Below are 1063 nucleotides of genomic sequence, written 5' to 3'. Positions count from 1 at the left end.
AAATGGTCTCCAGAGCAGATATCGGGGTGGCTCAAAAGAACGATGCCTCGCCAGAAGGCGATGCAGATCTCTGCCGAAACAATCTATAAAACGCTGTATTTTCGCAGTCGGAGTGCGTTGCACCACCTGCTTGTCAAGCATCTGCGTCGTTCCCACAGCCTGCGCCATGGAAAACGCCATACCCGCAAGGGAGAGAGAGGCACCATCAATATCGTGAACGGCATTTCAATTCATGAGCGCTCCAGGCACATCGATAACCGACGCTCTTTCGGTCACTGGGAAGGGGAGCTGGTTTCCGGTACCAAGAACTCTCACATAGCCACACTTGTAGATAGAAAATCGCGCTATACCATTATTCTCAAGCTAAGTGGAAAAGATGCAGGGTCTGTGAATCAATCACTTACAGACAAATTCCAAGAGCTTCCACCAAAGCTCAGGCAGTCACTGACATGGGATCGGGGTATGGAACTGGCCAAGCATTTGGAGCTTACCGCCAGCACAGGAGTTCAGGTTTACTTCTGCGACCCTCAGAGCCCCTGGCAACGGGGCACGAACGAGAATACCAATGGCCTGATCCGGCAGTACTTCCCCAAAAAGACATGTCTTGCCCAATTTACCCAGCAGGAACTGGATCAGGTTGCAGCCCAACTAAACAACAGACCGAGGAAAACCCTGAACTTTAAAACGCCAACGGAAATCCTTGAAAAGGGTGTTGCGTTGACAAGTTGAATCTACAGTAGCCTTTTTTAGAATGTCCTTTTCACGTTCGAGCCGGTTGATACGAGCTTCCAGCTCCTGAATTTTTTGCTGCTCCGGAGTCAGTGCTTTGCCGATTGGGGTTGTGCCAGTTCGTTCGGATTGCAGTTGCTGAACCCAGCGGCGAAGTACGGTTTCACCGACATCCAGTGAACGGCTGGCTTCAGGGAGAGAATATCCCTGGTCGAGCACCAGGGATGCGGCTTCGAGTTTGAATTCGGCAGTAAATGAGCGACGTAATCTTGCCATTAAACACCTCAGGTCATGGTGGCGACTGTACCACCTAAAATGGTGTCCGGGATGATTA

The 1063-nt window shown here is 50.7% G+C and carries 1 protein-coding gene and 1 pseudogene; one reads left to right on the top strand and one right to left on the bottom strand.

Features of this window, described 5'->3' with window-relative positions:
- The coding region (locus tag AACS18_RS19710; protein ID WP_108613089.1) for an IS30 family transposase at nt 1-729 on the top strand (729 nt) is incomplete at its 5' end.
- Between the two features lie 12 nt (nt 730-741).
- Here the strand turns inward: AACS18_RS19710 and AACS18_RS19705 are convergent.
- Nucleotides 742-1005, bottom strand: a pseudogene (locus tag AACS18_RS19705) (transposase); the annotation flags it as partial.
- Between the last annotated feature and the right edge of the window lie 58 nt (nt 1006-1063).

It is taken from the genome of Aeromonas sp. HMWF015 (assembly GCF_963878965.1).
GTDB lineage: Bacteria > Pseudomonadota > Gammaproteobacteria > Enterobacterales > Aeromonadaceae > Aeromonas > Aeromonas veronii.
The sequence above is the reverse complement of the archived record's forward strand: the minus strand, read 5'-3'. Positions and strand labels throughout refer to the sequence as shown.